The following is a 15,175-nucleotide window of genomic DNA, read 5'->3' on the forward strand; positions in this document are numbered from 1 at the left end:
ATGACCCCAACTCAGAACCGGCCAGCCAGCCTATCCGAGATTCCATACCTGGCACGGGCGATGAAGGCCACGGTCATTACCGAGGTCTACGAGTCGATGGCTGAAACGGCGCGTGAGAACGGATGGAGCTACGAAGAATACCTGGCCGCGGTCATGGATCAACAAGTCGCAGCCAGTGTTGCCAACAGCATCAATACCAAGATCCGGGCTGCAAAGTTCGGTCATGAGAAAACACTTGAGGGATTCATCTTCGAGCATCAACCCACCGCGCCCCGCGAACTCATCAGCCACCTGGCAACCTCAACGTTCATTGCCAAGGCAGACAACGTCGTTCTCCTTGGCCCGCCAGGGGTAGGCAAAACTCACCTGGCGATCGGTCTCGGCGTCAGGGCATGCCACAACGGATACAGCGTCTACTTCGATACAGCCAGTGGGTGGCTCCGCCGCCTGGCAGAGGCAGATTCCCAAGGACGCCTCGAGGCGGAACTCAAACGCATCAAAAAGTACAAGCTCATCATCATCGATGAAGTCGGTTACCTACCCTTTGACATTGATACTGCGAACCTGTTCTTCCAACTCATCAGCTCACGCTATGAGCAAGGCTCTGTGATCGTGACTTCCAACCTCGAGTTCGCCCGATGGGGCGAGCCCTTAGGGGATGAAGTGATCGCGTTGGCCACGATCGATAGGCTCATTCACCACGCCGAAGTCATCGCGCTCAAAGGCGCCAGCTACCGCACCCGCCACCACACCAAACGCACCCCCGCTCGATAACCTGGTCGCTGCAAGATCGAAGTCCTGTGGTCAATTACCGGCGGAACAAACTACGCTGAGGTCTCGCTGTGGGAGGTAACCGCTGGCTCACAGTTTGACGACGGAAGCTGGTTCCTGTCATCGAGTCAGCAATGCGTCGGCGTGCTTGGTTGTCTGGCGCCGGGCAATGAGATTGTCAAGGAGAAGGTAGAGGGCCCCGACGGCAAGAAGTAGAAGAATGACGCCGACACCGTTGACTGCCACAGTGGTGAAACCCAGCTTTGTGATGTTCACGAACGGGTACGGGTAAAACCCGGTCACCGCGCCCTGCGCGATGGTCAGGACGATGTACGAGGCGGGCCAAAGTGCGGCCAACAGGAGTGCCCTCCAGGTGACTCTCGGGTGCGGCCCGAAGAAGATCCAACCCAGGATGGCGAAGATCGGAACAACGTAATGCAATCCAATGTTGGACGCGGAGGCGATGCCCGTGAAGGCCGCCAGGGGCGACAAAATGAAGTGGTAGATGGCGAGGGTGACGGTGATCCCGAACATCGACCCGATGCGCAACACACGCCAGAATGCACCATCGCGGTCGGGGCGCATGAAGAGCATCCCCGTGGCGACGCCGACAAAAATGTTTGATTCGACGGTGAAGTAGCTAAAGAACTCGAAGATCCGTTGCCCGAGCGGCGCATTCGAGGGCCCGAAGCCAATGTTAACGTTCCCGATCACGAGGAGAAGCTGGGTGCCAACCGACAGGATCACCAGCAGCACCGTGGCGGCATGCCAGAAGCGGGCAAGGGTGCGATTTGGAATGATTCCGATCATTTGGCCAGCCTACCCGTCAGCCTTCCTCGCGGCTGGGAATAGAAATGCAACTGACATGGTGTTGGCCAATCATTGCTTACTCGGCGTGACCGTCCCGCAAGCCGATCGTGCTTTGGAACACTGTCTACCTAGAACGAGCCACAAACGAAGTTGGCAGCCACGATCCGGAATTCGACGACACGCTCCTGCAATATCTCTCACCCCTGGGCTGGGAACACATCAACCGCACCGTCGACTACACCTTGCGCAACAACGCCAAACCAGGCACAGGCGAATTCAGGCCCGTGCCCCCTCGAATCGGCATTAGCGTACGATTTCTTCCATTTCCTGAAGCCACCCCATCCAGCAGTCCAACCTTCACGCAAGTCACCATGACGAGCGAATGCACAAGTCACCGCGCAGCCAGTGGCACCCTTTTACATCGGCAAAACTGGACTACTTTTTATCCGGCGTTAACAAAGGGCATTAAGACTGATGCGGCCGCTGACAATTCCTGCGACTATCCCTTAGGGTGAGTGCATGTCGCCCCAGTCGTTCTCGCTTCACCCGGCGTGGGACCGGATGTACTCGTCCGGAATGACCGTGCAGGAGATCGTGGACTTCACCGGACGGGCCCGCTCCACCGTGCACCGGCACCTGCAGCTCCGAGAGAGGGTCAATGAGGGCCTCCGTGCTGTGCACGACTCTGCCAGAGAAGCCCGCGACCCCGACTGGTCGCCCACGCGCTGGCAGTACAGGTACAAGGAAGTCCAAGACTTCTGCAAGTCGAATGGGAGGCTCCCCGCCGTCCACGGCGATGAAGTTGAGCACGGTCTAGCTAGTTGGGTCAGGAGCCAGTTCACCTTGCATCGTCGCGGAGCTTTGCCGGCCATTAGAATCACGCAGATGGACATGGCCCCGGGCTGGGACGAAACTCCGCCGCGGACAGCCCTTGATGACCATTGGCGGAATCGTCTCTGTGAGTTGGCGGTGTTCGTCGCCGAGACTGGACAGATGCCCGGCTATAAGAAGTTCAGCGGGGAGCATGAGCATGTCTTGGGCGTTTGGCTTCACACCCAACATCAAGCCCGCGCTGAGGGGCGGTTATTGGCGTGGCGTCTCGAGGCACTCGATGCGTCCTTCTCCGGCTGGCGCAGTAGAGAGTAGCTGGCGCCGCTATAGCGCACCTGTTGTATGGTCTCGGTAACAGCCTTGGGGGTACGAGACTTTGATTAGTAAGAGATTGGTGGGATATCAAACACGCAGGTTTATGCGGCACGTTAGTTCCAATTTTCGCCTACGCCATCCCCATTCCTTCGATCCGGGGCTCGCGGCTCATGGGCGGCTGGTAGGCAGAGTTCTTGTTCATGGCCCAGGGTGCAAGGATGCCGGCGCCGACCATTTGGTCGCTGAGTTGGGCAAGTCGATAGTTGGGGTCGGCTTCCAGCGCGTGCTGGAAGCATTGGTGGGCACGGGATCCTTTTCCTTCCCACCACTGGATGATCCCAAGACTGGTAAGTACGGGGGCAGCGTCAGTTCCACCGGCGCGGGTGTATAGATGGAGCAGAACCTCCTGGGCGCGGTCGACGCGCTGCCAGTGAGGCGGACGTTTGGTTTGGCCGAGCAGCAAGTCGCCAAGGCTGTCCTCCAATCCAGGAATGTCGGCCAAGAGTCGGTCACGCACGGCGATGAATTTGAAGTCTGCCAGCAACTCTGCGGATTGTGCATCCGTTGGCAGGGTGGCACCATCGATCACTCCAGCCCACAAGATTCGCGCCTCGGTGGTGGCATCCCGCGGAGACATGGCCTCGATGCGGAGGCAGTTTTTGAACACCTCTTCGCTCAGGTCCCGCCGAGCCAGAATGGGGATGCGGATTCCTGGGCCGGGCTCAATGCTGGAACCGCGAAACACCAGTTCCGCGTTGAGCTCGCTCGTCTTGATAGTTTCCAGGGGAGTGCGCGCCAGCGGATCAGGAACAATCTGGAAGTAGTTGGTGAATGAGGTCTCGCTGATGATCCAGCCGTCGCGGACTTTGATGTTGTGCTGTGACAGCTCCCCGGCCAGGATTCCAATGACGCCTTCATACGGATGTTCATCCATCGCTTCCCACGGGGCAGGCGTGAAGATTCCAAAAACGACGCCGGTTGCCTCACGGTCGCTGGCAATGCACTTGACGACGTCATGCACATACCTTGCGGTGTCCGCTCCCTCTTTGGGAAGTCCCACCCGAAGAGTCGAGCCAATCCGGCGGCCGTCCAGGGTAAGGCAGACCAGGCTTTCCTTTGGCCAATATCCGAGGGTATGCCCCATGAGGCTGATGAAGTCTTCCGGGGTCTTGATGCCGAGCCGTTCCACAATTCCTCCGACCAATCACGGGTCATGAGCCGAAGCTCCTGTCACCAGTTCATGGGCCGGAGGAGGTAAAACGACGTCGGGTCAGCTGGGTTCAGCGGCCAATCAGTGTATCTTCAATGTGACTGACCAACGCCAATGATTTAGGTCTGAGGGGGCGTTCTGGCCGCTTGAATTCACAGTCCCTGACTTCGATCACTCTGCGGTGCAATCGCCTCACAGGCTTGACCGCCAGGAAGTCAAGAAGTGAAATCTCGTTGGGGTTGAGGACGACATCGCTGGTCCCAGTGGTTACCTGCCGCCAGGTGGTGTGAATCTCAATCAAGAGCAACCGTGCTTGTAAATCTCGCAGAAGATGCTTGACCGGACGGCCCAACCGTGGGAGGACAATGCCAATGCCGACTAGCACGACGGCGGACGTCTCCGCCACACCATTGAGCGAGTTCAAGAAGGATAGGGGGTCGTTGCCGCTGTCGTGCGCGGCCATGACCATCCCAGAAAGTAGCCGATCCACGAGCGTGAGGCAAAATGCTGCGATCCCCAGACCGATTAGCCAGAATCCCAGGCGAAAAGTTACCGCATGCAACGAAGCGGTGTGACGATGCAGGATAAACGTGATGTCGAGGCACGCCCAAAGGATGAACAAGGATCCGGTCCAGAGAAACACCTGCATGCCGAACTGGTCACCGTAGGTGACTGGCAAGTTCTGATCGGTGCGGTCCACACGGCTTGTGAGAAAACCGACGGTGACTGCTATCCCGGCCACCGTCATTGCCGAGTTTCCAATTGCAAGTTGGTGTCGCCGTCGTACGTTATCGGTAAGAGCAGCCAGCATAATGGCCGCGCGGAACTGCCAAAACCCGGTCAACAGAAACAGCAGCAGGACGAGGCCGACGGTGTTGTGCCCGCCCAGCACAGGATCCACCGCGTAGTAGACCGGGGCCAAGTGAAGTGTGCAGGCCGCTGCCGCAAAGACTGTGGCGCGGAACAGATGGGAGCGGCGGGGGTCGACGATGGCCGTGAGTCGGACGATGGCCATGGCCCACAGTGTCAGCGCTGGTACAAGGAGCATCAGCCGAAGGCTTCCTGGAGTCCACCGGGTTCGTCAGGGTTCTTGCGGCCATTGCTACTGATGCGGTCAGCGAGAAGATCGGCCAGGATCTCGGCAGTTTGCTCTGCATCGTCGCTGAGGCTCTTCCGGCCCAAGAGTTTCCGCGGTTGGGTGGGGAAGGATCTGCTGAATTCGCCAATAGTGATGCCCGCCGCAGTGTGCTCGTGGCCCAGAAGCAGGTGGCTGAATTCGTGGAGAATGCTCTGCTGCCGGTGCAAGGGCGAGAGCTTCGGGGCGTAGTAGAGCAACTTCACGTCGTCGTCGCAGTCGGCAGTCAGAGCGGACAGATCGTGCTGCTCGATGTCCATTGCCGAGACGATGATGGTAATGCCTAGCAGCGCCTCGACGGCATTCTGGATCGATTCCAGCGAGGCTTCACCATCGAGGATTAGGGCCTTGTTGGCGCGGGCGGCAGCTCGGCGGGCGTCACGATGGCTCATGATTCGATTGGCTTGCTGGGGACATGATGTTTTCCGGTCCGATGTCATCGAGGCGGTATCCGTTGGGGTAGAGACTGGAGCCCGCCTCGCCTGGGACAAAATGTGGCTTGCTGCTGAGTGGGCGACGGCGGTGGATTGCGTTGCGTGCCTTCAACACCGTTTTGAGGGTCGCTTTGCTCAGCTGTGTTGTGCGGGGGAGGCCGAGCGCGTCAGTGAGGCGATCGTCGTCGAACATTGCCGTGAGCATGGTCTTCGCAAGTGGCCGGGCGGGTGCGGGAAGTCTAGATTTGAGGACTTGCACGGTGCTGTCCATCAGCTCGGCGCCGCCGGGGGAGTGAGCGATGTTTTCGCGCTCGTAGTCGTCGAAGAACCGTTCCGCTTCGGCGAACGTCGAGGGGATAGTTCCTATGTTCATGCGCGAGCCAAGTTCTCGGTAGAAACGTGTTGCTGCCGATTCTTCCGTAGGCGTTGGGACTCTCCAACCGTGTGCCCGGGCCCACCGGATGGGGACGACGAGAAGTGTGAGTAGGACGTAGAGAAAGTCGTCTTGGCTGCCAGGGACGTGGCGGTGGACGTGGTTGAGCAGGCGGGTCATGTGGCGACCGCGTTCGCTGTCCAGTCCGTTGCAGATAAGCTCGTAGGTCACGATGGCCGTGTCATAAGAGCGTTTAACGGGGCGCTGAATGATTTCACCGTTGAGTTGCAATGTTGCCGCAATGCTGGGGACAGCGAAGTTGCGGTAGTAAGCGAGGAAAAAGCCGAGCTCGATGTCGGCGGCGAGGTCGTAGAGGACCATCTGGCGGTAGGTGGTTTCCCAATCTTCGGGGTTCGCGACCGTTTGCCGGCGGGCAGACTCGGCAAGGCTGCGGTTTATGCGCAATGAAGACCTCCCGTCCCAGCGCCAACGGCCATTGTGCCGAGGTCGGCGCGTCGAAATGTACCCACTCCATCGTAGATCCGTCCTCGGCTAGAGACCAGATGTTGAAGGGGCGGTTGCATATGTGTAGGACTGCTCAGGGTTACGTCACCGCGTCAACAAAACTCGGGGCAGACCCCTGGACCATCGCCCTTGAGTGGGCGACCTGGTAAAACTCCAGCGCCTCAGCCACGGGCGTGGCCGCCGCCACGGCGGCGTCCACTAATGTTTGGTTGCCGTCCTGGCCGGTGTCTGAACCGCGGACGTTCCGCTTTTACGGCTAAACGATCCCGCAGAGATCCCTAGCTGTGGCGGACGCTGCCGGGGGTATTCTCGAGTGCATTTTCCGTCTGAATTGAAATGCCAGGGACGTTACGGGCTCTTCTTTGCTTGACGCCGAAGCATCCTACGCTTTAGGCGCGGCCGGGTTCATACCGCCGTTCAAGGGTCTGCCCGTAGGGGACTTCGCAGCTGACATGAACCGTGTAGGTGTGGTGGTTGTGCCGGGTGACCAGGATGCCGCACTGACGGTCCACCATAGCGCGGGCGCGGGCGATGGCCTCGGCGGTGTTGAGATCATTTTCGAGGGTGTTCGGGTCGTGGGCGGTGATTTCCATTACTAGGTCGGCATGGTGCTTGATCATCGTGGTCTCCATTGGGCTGTGCTGGTGGACGCGTAGGCGTCGGGATGGCGGCGGCTGCCGGTAGTGCCTAGAGGGTTCAGAGGGATTCGGTGCCTGTCTGTCGTGAGCTTGTTGGTGTCTTGGTGTGGAGGCGTATTAACATTTTTCTGTTTGCCGGTTCCCGTTCAAGAACGGCTGAAGCTCCTGCCAGGTGGGGTAAGAGGATTGGGCGCCGTGTCGAGTTGCGGCGACTGCGGCGACATGGGTTGCCTTTTTGGCGGCACGGGCGGTACTTTGGCCGGCGGCAATTTCTGTCGCGAGTGCTCCCGTGAAGGCGTCTCCGCAGCCGATGGTATCGACGGCAGCGACTGACGGTGCGGGCACGTGTGTAATGGGGGTTGTCGGGTCGGTCGCGTTGGAGTCAAATATCACCGCACCGGCCGATCCGAGGGTGACAATCGTCTGGGATGCTCCAAGATGGGATAGGGCGGCTAGGACTTGCTCTGCGGTATCGGGATGGTAGGGGAATCCGAGAAGGGATTCGAGCTCGCCTTCGTTGAGGAGGAGGATGTCTGCTAGCCGGATGAGTTCGGGCCCGATCTGCTCGAAGGGTGAGAGGTTGAGGATGGTGGTGGCTCCTCCTGCATGGGCCAGCCGGGCGGCGGCGAGAACCGTGGAAACGGGAACTTCAAGGGCCAGGCATACAACGCGGGCCGCGCGGAGGATGGTGGCGTTGGCCGACACTAGGGTCTCGGTGGTGTGCGCGTTGGCTCCGGGGGAGACGACGATGGTGTTTTCCGCGTTCCGGTCGACCGTGATCATTGCAGTGCCTGTGGGTGCCAGATAAGTTCGGGCAATGCCGTTTACGTCGACGCCGGCTTGTCGGAGGTTCTCGAGGAGCATGTCGCCGTTGCTGTCCATGCCGACTGTACCGAATATGGCGACGTTGGCTCCGAGTAGGGAGGCGCACACGGCCTGATTCGCGCTCTTACCGCCGGGACGGAGACTGCTGTCGCCTCCGGTTATTGTTTCTCCCGGTTCGGGGAAGGTTTCGACGTTGACGGATATGTCTGCATTCAGGGAACCGAGCATCACCAGCAGGTGGGAAGAAATCATGGTTGAGCCTGTTCTTTGAAAAGTACGGTGTCCATGAAGAGCTTGGCGTAGCGTTCGGCGTCGACGTCGATGGCTACCTGGATCGTGCTCATTGAACGGGCTTGTTGGTGATGGAAGTCTTCACCCTCCGTCGTCCTGCGATCGACCTGGGTTTGCCCCCGGCTTGGCCCGGACGACAAGTCCACGAGCGCAGGCACCGTCTCGAGATCGAGGGCCTTCGGATCAACGAGTGCGCAGACGGCTCCAGCATCGCCGATGAGTCCCTCGTAGGCGGTCGGCCGGCCTTCGGCGTCACGAATGCTATAGCTGAGCAGGGTGCCAATGAAGCCCTCGAGGGGTCGTCCCGAGGCCACCATAGCCAGGGCACGGGTTTCGGGGATCGTGACCTGCATGAAGACGTCCAAGCCGTACATCAGTGTGGGGATTCCCGATTGAAGCACGATGTGGGCGGCTTCCGGGTCGTGCCAGATATTGAACTCAGCGACAGGGGTGGCATTTCCCGTGCCGATCGACCCGCCCATGAAGATGACGCGTCCGATCTTGTCCGCAAGGTGCGGGTACATGGTTAGCAGCACGGCGAGGTTTGTTTGAGGTGCCAGGCAGACGATGGTTATCGGGTCGGCTGAGGCGGTGAGGGTTTGACGAAGCCACTCGACGGCGTGTGTCCTTTCGACGGTGCGGGCCGACGGCGGCAAGGCAGTGCCTGCCAATCCGTCGTCGCCGTGGACGTGACTGGCGTTGCGGGCTGGCTCGATGAGCGGCTTCATCGCCCCCGCAGCGACCGGGACGGGCCCGGCTTGGGCCATGTCCAGTACGGCCAGGGTGTTGGCGACGACCTGGTCCAGGGCTGCGTTGCCGGCAACACAGGTGATTCCGCGCAGATCGATGTCGGGGTGCTTGACGGCGAAGAGGATGGCAAGGGCGTCGTCGATTCCGGTGTCGACGTCAAGAATTACGGGGATGGGCATGGGAATTCTTTCCTAAAGGGCAGGGGCGAGGTCACCGCGGGTACGATGGCCGGCGATTCGGAGGGTTGGTGAATGTCTGTCTTAGAAGGAGAAGGAGCGCTTAATGGTCAGGTCGACGATTCGGCTGTTGAATTGGGCGACGGTAACGACCAGTGGCGTCCCGTCGTCCGTGTAGCAGGTCTGGCTGATCTGGACCAGGGGTCCGGCGTCGTCGTCTTGTCCTTGCCAAAGTGTGGAATCGGCGGCGGGGATGGCGTCGATTTTTCCTTCCATCCGAGTCAGAACTTGACCTGTTTGGTCCTTGATTAGTCCGACCATGTCGACGGCGAAATCATTCAGCGGTGAGGGATCCAGGAGGGTCCCGGCAATGGTCTGGGCCATGAAGTCTTGCATCAGGATGGCGGGAACGTCATCGATGGTAAACGTTCGTGCGATGACCCAGATAGCCGAGCCAACTTTCAGCCCCAGTGTCGTGGCCAGGTGGTCATCGGCTGTACCAGCCTCGATGGTGCATTGTTTCAGGGCCCCACGGTGGCCGGCGGCACGGATGACGTCTCTGACGGGGCTGACGTCGGTGACGCTGAAGACCGCCGGGGCATGGGGCTCGCGCACCGTGGTCCCGACACCCCACTTTCGCTCCACGAGCCCTTCGGCTGCGAGCAGACCGATCGCCTCCCGCAACGTGTTGCGGCTCAGACCGATGCGGCGGGCGAGTTCGGCTTCGGGCGGCAGCCTGTCCCCGGGACGGTACTCAGCCTCGACGAGGGTGCGTAGTTCCTCGGCACCCTGTGCGCGCAGTGTTCTCATCATTGCCATCGTCTGATCCTTCTCTTGTGGGCGGGTCCGGAGTCCTGCTGTTATCCTTCCATCGTGCCGGCACGATCACGTCATTGTTGTGCCGCTACGGGCTCCGCGGATGCGGACCCGTCATGGAGGGCGCCGACACCTGTCTTGGGGATCAACAGGGCGAACAGGCCTCCGGCGAAGACCAATGCTGCACATGCCCACAGGGCTGCGGTGTAGCCTGCGTGGGTCGGGTGGCCCCCGACCTGCATGCCGGCGATGATCCCACCGGTGAGCGCGACGCCCAGGGAGGCTCCAATGCCGAACGCTGCGGTGTTGAATCCGGTGAGGGATCCGGGGGATGCCTTGGAGGAGAGCAGTACCCCCAACTCGTCCAAGGAAGTGAGGACCATGCCGGTATAGAAGGCTCCGAGGACGATGGCCATTGCGAAGGCGATGGACGGGCTGTGGCTGTTGAAGGCGAGGACGGCCACTGCGACGATGGTGACGACCATGCCGGCGAGCAAGATGGTGCGCCATCCGATGCGCGGGGCCAACCAGCCGGCGAAGGGTGCGAAGAGGAATCCGACTGCGGAGACGGGCATCACGTAGAGCAGGGAGGCTGTCACGGCGTTCATGCCGAAGCCTGCCGCAGCGTTTTGTGCCATGAGCGGCAGGACGAACCCGGTGGCGGCGAACGCGCCGGCCAGGGTCAGGACGTTGGTGGTCAACACCGGCCATGCTTGGCGTGAACGAAGTTCTTCCGGTGCCATCAGGGGCGCTGTTGCCCGTCGTTCAACGGTAGGCAGCAGGCACAGCAGCGCCACGCCTCCGAGCAAGCAGATGAGCGATTGCGGACTGGTCCAGCCCCATTTTCCGCCCTGAGAGAGGGCGACTGAGATGCCGGTCAGGCCGCCGGCGATGACGAGGCAGCCCAGCCAGTCAAGGCGCTGCTTGGCCGCCGTGAAGACCTCCGGCACGGCGAAATGGATCGCGGCCGCAGCAATGAGAGTAAAACCGATCATGGTCCAAAAGATTGCCCGGAATCCGAGGCTGTCGACGATGGCGCCGCCGGCCACGGATTCAAAGCCGCCCAAACCTGACTTGACGGCAGCTACGACGGCAAGGGCCCGGCTGAAGGTACCCAGGGTGAGGACGTCCTTCAAGATAAGGAAGGCGAAGGCGAAGACGGCCCCGCAGAGACCGCCGACCGTCCGTCCCACCAGGAACCAGCCGATTGATGGGGCGAGGGCGCAAATGATGTCACCCACAATCAGGATGGCCAGGCTTGCCAGCAAGGCACGCTTGCGTCCTGTCCAGTCGCTGATCCGGGTGACAACGATGGCGGAGATGGCTGACATCAGCAAAAACAACGTCTGGGCCAGACCGACGGTCGCCGTGTCCGTGTGCAGTTCCGAAATGATGAAAGGGTTTGCCGGCGCGATCATGGTGTTGTTGAGCTGGAAGCTGCCAACAGCCAACAACAGGGCGGTAACCAGCCAGGCAGTTCTAGTTGTTCTCTTCTTTGGTGAAGTGAACGAGGCATCAAGTGCCATAACGACTCCTAAAAGTATTGAGGTGGTAACACCATAACTATCGTTGGACATCCAGAGGTCCAACCTTTAGACTATTGAACGTGCTCCACATCACAGATGTCAAGGCCTTCCCGAAAGGATCCGCAAAAATGCCATCGAATGTCCTAGTTTTCCTTACCGATGACCATGCTCAGTGGGCTGCAGGTTGCTATGGAAACACCGAGATCCGCACCCCTACCCTCGATCACCTCGCCAGCACCGGCGTTCGGTTCGAGAACGCCTACACACCGTCCCCTGTGTGTTCTCCGGCGCGGGCCTGCTTCTTTACCGGGAAATTGCCCTCCCAACATGGCATCCATGACTACCTGGCCGAATCCGATCCGGAGGTTCAAGCCGTGGATTGGCTTGGGGGGCAGGCAACACTAGCCTCAATCCTCCAAGGGGAAGGCTATGTGACGGGACTGTGCGGCAAATGGCATCTGGGCAACGGCGAACAAAAACCGGAAGGATTCGATTTCTGGTTCTCCCAGTCGGCCGCCGTCTCAGAGCCCGAAGGGTATGACGCGCCATGGCCCCGAACGGAGCTTCCGACCGCCGGTTATGACCGGCACGGCATCACCGATCGTGCAGTGGAATTCCTCCGCAATAGGGATGCGGATAGGCCCTTCTTCCTGACCGTGGGGTACTTGGCCACGCACAGCCCGTGGACCGGACACCCCGAGCGCCTCGTCGACCAGTACCGCCAGGCCACCTTCCGTGACATACCCGAGGACCCCACGTACCCGTTCGGCCGCCTCCGATCCGAATCCCTCTATCCCACGCGCAGCAATCCCCGCGAAGCTCTGGCCCAGTACTATGCGTCGGTGACCGACATTGATGAACAAATTGGCCGGGTTATGGACGAACTGGAGATGCTCAGTCTCCGGGAGGATACGTTGGTCATCTACACGAGCGACCATGGTCTCAATGCCGGCCATCACGGGATTTGGGGGAAAGGCAACGGCACGCTTCCCTACAACATGGTCGAGGAATCCATTCGTGTGCCACTCATAGTGAGCCATCCGACCGGCATCCTCGGGCGCCAGGTTCGTCAGGAGCCAGTCACCCACTGCGACACCTTCATGAGCATCCTGGAAACAGCTGGCATACCACTACCGTCCAGCTCCGGGCCCGAGAATTATCCGGGTCGATCCTACCGGCCCGCCCTGCTCGGGCAGTCCCTGCTCCAGTGGACTGACGCGGTATTTGGTGAGTACGGGAACCTTCGTATGGTTCGCACGAAACGCCTCAAACTCATCCGACGCTACCCCGACGGCCCCCACGAACTAATTGACCTCGTCGAGGACCCCCGGGAGCAAGTAAATGTCATCGACGACCAGCGCTACGCCGAAGTCCTCAATGAGCTCGACCTGAAAGTCGACGCATACTTCGAAAATTACTCCACCCCGGAACACTCAGGGAGAGACGTGCTCGACCAGCCACGCCACAACAAAGACGAAGCATGGCGGGACAACAGCGAGCCAAAGCTCGAAGAAGACTCCAGGTGGCTCACCAACCTCGAAGCCGGCATCCAAAAGCGCCGACAACTCAAAGCCTAAGCACCTCAAGAGCACTGCCGCCGTCCGATGGTGGCAGAGCGCGCTGCGGATTCTGATGGCACTAGCTACGCCTCACGCACTTTTCATACTTCTGCAACGACTCACCACAAAAGAAATATAGTGGGCAGCACCATTACGTCCGAGTCCTACCTGGCCCAATTCATCCAATTGGCAGCGGCCAACGTGCTCAACAGCGGTGGCCCGTTCGGTGCCGCCGTCGTCACTTCAGACGGGCAGGACTTCGAGGGCGTAAACCGCGTCACAGCCACCAACGACCCAACCGCACACGCCGAAGTCACCGCCATCCGTCGGGTGCCCAGCGAGCTGGGCACCTTCGACCTCCATGGGGCAATCCTCGACACCAGTTGCGAGCCCTGCCCCCATGTGCCTCTCTTCGGCACTGTGGGCGCGGATTGATCGCGTGGTCTTTGCCGCAGATCGGCACGATGCCGCTTCGGTCGGATTCGATGACGCCGTCTTCTACGAATACTTCGAAAACGAGAACCGGGACGCACTCATGCCAGTGGCCAAGCTCGAACTCCACGACGCCCAAGCGCCAGCCATTCTAGAACCGTTCAACACCTGGAACGCCCTCGACTCCAGAATCGACTACTAGCACCGGCAGCTAAACACCGCAAGGTTCGGTCCGCGATCTGCCGACGAGTACGATCGCTGTCCGAGATCGCCACTCCAATCAGAGCTGATCTCGGACAAGGAATCCTGAATACCAGCGGAATCACGTGGTAGACGAGCGGGAGGTCATACGCCATTCTGGAATCGATGAGCCCCAAGACCAAGGCCTTCCCATCATCGTCGGCAGTAAAAGCCGCCAAGCGAAGTTGGCCGTCAGAGCTTACTCAGCGGCAGCCAGTGCAATAATGCCTACTCCTCGGGCCATTACGTATCGTCCGCACATGAGCCCATTCTGTCCGGGTGGGGCCTGGCGTAAAGACCACACGATGATGCGGTGAAGATCTTCGGAACCCTGGAACACATCGAGAGCGGCGCCATTGAGCAAACGGAGGTGGACGCCGCCGACTACCAGGCCGGCCTGGACGCCATACGTCGTACCCTCCAGGAGCGCGTAAGGCTCTTGAGTGTGAGAATCGAGCGATAGGCAGAAATGCCACTTGTCAAGTTTTCGTGGCAGCCTGGCATTCTTTCCTGCGACGGATAGGTGCCGGCTTGGTGTCTCAGTTTCAAGGAACTGGAACGGCCAGATTTGTCAAGCATTTGTTCCCTGGTTTCGGAGATTCAGGTACGAACCTGGCTAGTGACCAGGGAATTGGTTGGCTCTTCCTCAGTCGTCAGCCTCAGAGCTTGTGTTGGGTGTGGCGTGCCCGCGTGCGTAGTTGAATGATTCGGGCGGTGCCCGCAATGGCGACGATTATGCCGCCGCCGACCGCTCCAATGAATAGGCCCACGCCGAGGGCTACGGTGCCGTTGAGCCCGAAGTAGTGCAGCGTGACGGATTCCTGGTTCTGCAAGATGAAGATAATAAGGAGAACCAGGACGAGCAGGCCGGCGGCCGTCGCGACCCACATCATGCTGGCCCGCGTCACCATAATATGGGGTTTGGATAGTACCGGCTCGCTGGTCCGGGCTGGTGGTGTGTTCTCGGGTGTTAACGACTCGTCATCCATCGGGCTCAGTCCTCTCTAAAGGAATCCAACGTGATACGGCGAGGATTTACAGGCTGCCGGGACCAGGATCTTCCTGTACTGGCGTTTCGACCGGGTCATCGACGGGGGCTGGAGGGTTCTCAACCACTCCCAGCGCTTCCTGGTACAGCCGGTCACGCAGGGTGCGGACTATGAGAATGGTTCCCACCACTGTGGCCGCCATAAAAAGTCCCCAGAGCAGCCACGCCTTCTTCTTCCTCTTGAGAGAAGGTGACCGGCGACGCAGTTCACGCGCTGCATGCTTCAGTGCTTTTTTGGCTAGTTTCCGGGTTTGGCGCGAGAACATGGCCTTATCTGCGACTGTGTCGAAGATCCCTGCCACCACCTGGGGTGCTTTGCGTTCGTCCAGCCGCGTTCGACCCCACTTCGTAACCGTGTCCAGCACCGCTGAGGGATTGTCCAGGGTATGCCTCACCCCAGCCGTTCCAAGGTTCTGTGCCTGATGAATCATTCTCTTCATGTCGGACATGTGAACCTCTCATGTGGTCGT

General features: G+C 59.9%; 16 protein-coding genes and 2 pseudogenes. 6 read left to right on the top strand and 12 right to left on the bottom strand.

From position 1 onward, the window contains the following. Complete coding sequence (istB, locus tag AL755_RS02985; RefSeq protein ID WP_054009636.1) at nt 1-774, top strand: IS21-like element helper ATPase IstB; 774 nt, start codon at nt 1-3, stop codon at nt 772-774. A 117-nt stretch (nt 775-891) separates the two neighbouring features. Here the strand turns inward: istB and AL755_RS02990 are convergent, their stop codons facing one another. After that, nucleotides 892-1,581, bottom strand: coding sequence for a Pr6Pr family membrane protein (locus tag AL755_RS02990; protein ID WP_054009637.1), 690 nt, complete (start codon nt 1,579-1,581; stop codon nt 892-894). Between the two features lie 104 nt (nt 1,582-1,685). Here AL755_RS02990 and AL755_RS22140 point away from each other — a divergent pair. Both AL755_RS22140 and AL755_RS02995 read left to right on the top strand, forming a co-directional pair. Beyond that, nucleotides 1,686-1,874 (top strand): annotated as a pseudogene (locus AL755_RS22140) (Tn3 family transposase); the annotation flags it as partial. A gap of 226 nt (nt 1,875-2,100) precedes the next feature. Then, nucleotides 2,101-2,727, top strand: coding sequence for a Helicase associated domain protein (locus AL755_RS02995; RefSeq protein ID WP_054009638.1), 627 nt, complete (start codon nt 2,101-2,103; stop codon nt 2,725-2,727). A 130-nt stretch (nt 2,728-2,857) separates the two neighbouring features. Here AL755_RS02995 and AL755_RS03000 read toward each other — a convergent pair whose 3' ends face one another. The 9 genes from AL755_RS03000 to AL755_RS03040 form a co-directional block, all read right to left on the bottom strand. Then, entirely contained in the window at nt 2,858-3,916 is a 1,059-nt protein-coding gene (locus AL755_RS03000) for a DUF4192 domain-containing protein (protein WP_054009639.1), read from the bottom strand. A 91-nt stretch (nt 3,917-4,007) separates the two neighbouring features. Continuing rightward, a complete protein-coding gene (locus AL755_RS03005) occupies nt 4,008-4,985 on the bottom strand; it encodes an MAB_1171c family putative transporter (protein ID WP_054009640.1) in 978 nt (325 codons plus the stop codon). After that, nucleotides 4,985-5,464, bottom strand: coding sequence for an ImmA/IrrE family metallo-endopeptidase (locus AL755_RS03010; RefSeq protein ID WP_054009641.1), 480 nt, complete (start codon nt 5,462-5,464; stop codon nt 4,985-4,987). Before AL755_RS03010 ends, AL755_RS03005 begins: the two co-directional genes overlap by 1 nt. After that, complete coding sequence (locus tag AL755_RS03015) at nt 5,451-6,344, bottom strand: oxygenase MpaB family protein (protein WP_237762420.1); 894 nt, start codon at nt 6,342-6,344, stop codon at nt 5,451-5,453. The genes AL755_RS03010 and AL755_RS03015 overlap by 14 nt, the downstream gene beginning before the upstream one ends. A gap of 449 nt (nt 6,345-6,793) precedes the next feature. Beyond that, nucleotides 6,794-7,024, bottom strand: a complete 231-nt coding sequence (locus AL755_RS03020; RefSeq protein ID WP_054009642.1) for a hypothetical protein — start codon at nt 7,022-7,024, stop codon at nt 6,794-6,796. 135 nt (nt 7,025-7,159) lie between these two features. Continuing rightward, the gene (locus tag AL755_RS03025) at nt 7,160-8,119 is read right to left on the bottom strand and encodes a ribokinase (RefSeq protein WP_054009643.1); all 960 of its coding nucleotides are present in this window, start codon (nt 8,117-8,119) and stop codon (nt 7,160-7,162) included. Next, nucleotides 8,116-9,087 (bottom strand): nucleoside hydrolase, encoded by a 972-nt coding sequence (locus AL755_RS03030; RefSeq protein ID WP_054009644.1) that lies wholly within the window; start codon nt 9,085-9,087, stop codon nt 8,116-8,118. Before AL755_RS03030 ends, AL755_RS03025 begins: the two co-directional genes overlap by 4 nt. 81 nt (nt 9,088-9,168) lie before the next feature. Then, on the bottom strand, nt 9,169-9,903 hold the full coding sequence (locus AL755_RS03035) for a GntR family transcriptional regulator (protein ID WP_054009645.1): 735 nt from the start codon (nt 9,901-9,903) through the stop codon (nt 9,169-9,171). 71 nt (nt 9,904-9,974) lie between these two features. Next, nucleotides 9,975-11,318 (bottom strand): MFS transporter, encoded by a 1,344-nt coding sequence (locus AL755_RS03040; protein ID WP_237762460.1) that lies wholly within the window; start codon nt 11,316-11,318, stop codon nt 9,975-9,977. Between AL755_RS03040 and AL755_RS23845 the strand changes: the two genes are divergently transcribed. The 3 genes and pseudogenes from AL755_RS23845 to AL755_RS03050 all read left to right on the top strand — a co-directional run bounded on the left by AL755_RS23845 (nt 11,221) and on the right by AL755_RS03050 (nt 13,619). Continuing rightward, entirely contained in the window at nt 11,221-11,463 is a 243-nt protein-coding gene (locus AL755_RS23845) for a hypothetical protein (protein ID WP_237762464.1), read from the top strand. The two genes, AL755_RS03040 and AL755_RS23845, sit on opposite strands and share 98 nt — an antisense overlap. A 43-nt stretch (nt 11,464-11,506) precedes the next feature. Beyond that, entirely contained in the window at nt 11,507-13,003 is a 1,497-nt protein-coding gene (locus AL755_RS03045; RefSeq protein ID WP_150116993.1) for a sulfatase-like hydrolase/transferase, read from the top strand. A gap of 27 nt (nt 13,004-13,030) precedes the next feature. Then, nucleotides 13,031-13,619: pseudogene (locus AL755_RS03050) on the top strand (nucleoside deaminase). Nucleotides 13,620-14,316: 697 nt separating this feature from the next. On the opposite strand, the gene AL755_RS03055 reads toward AL755_RS03050, so the two are convergent. Together AL755_RS03055 and AL755_RS03060 are read right to left on the bottom strand one after the other, a co-directional pair. Further along, nucleotides 14,317-14,646 (bottom strand): LapA family protein, encoded by a 330-nt coding sequence (locus AL755_RS03055; protein ID WP_054009648.1) that lies wholly within the window; start codon nt 14,644-14,646, stop codon nt 14,317-14,319. 46 nt (nt 14,647-14,692) lie between these two features. Further along, nucleotides 14,693-15,154 carry a hypothetical protein gene (locus AL755_RS03060; protein WP_054009649.1) on the bottom strand — a complete coding sequence of 154 codons (462 nt, stop codon included), beginning with the start codon at nt 15,152-15,154 and terminating at the stop codon, nt 14,693-14,695. Nucleotides 15,155-15,175 lie beyond the last annotated feature (21 nt).

Source organism: Arthrobacter sp. ERGS1:01, from assembly GCF_001281315.1.
GTDB lineage: Bacteria > Actinomycetota > Actinomycetes > Actinomycetales > Micrococcaceae > Specibacter.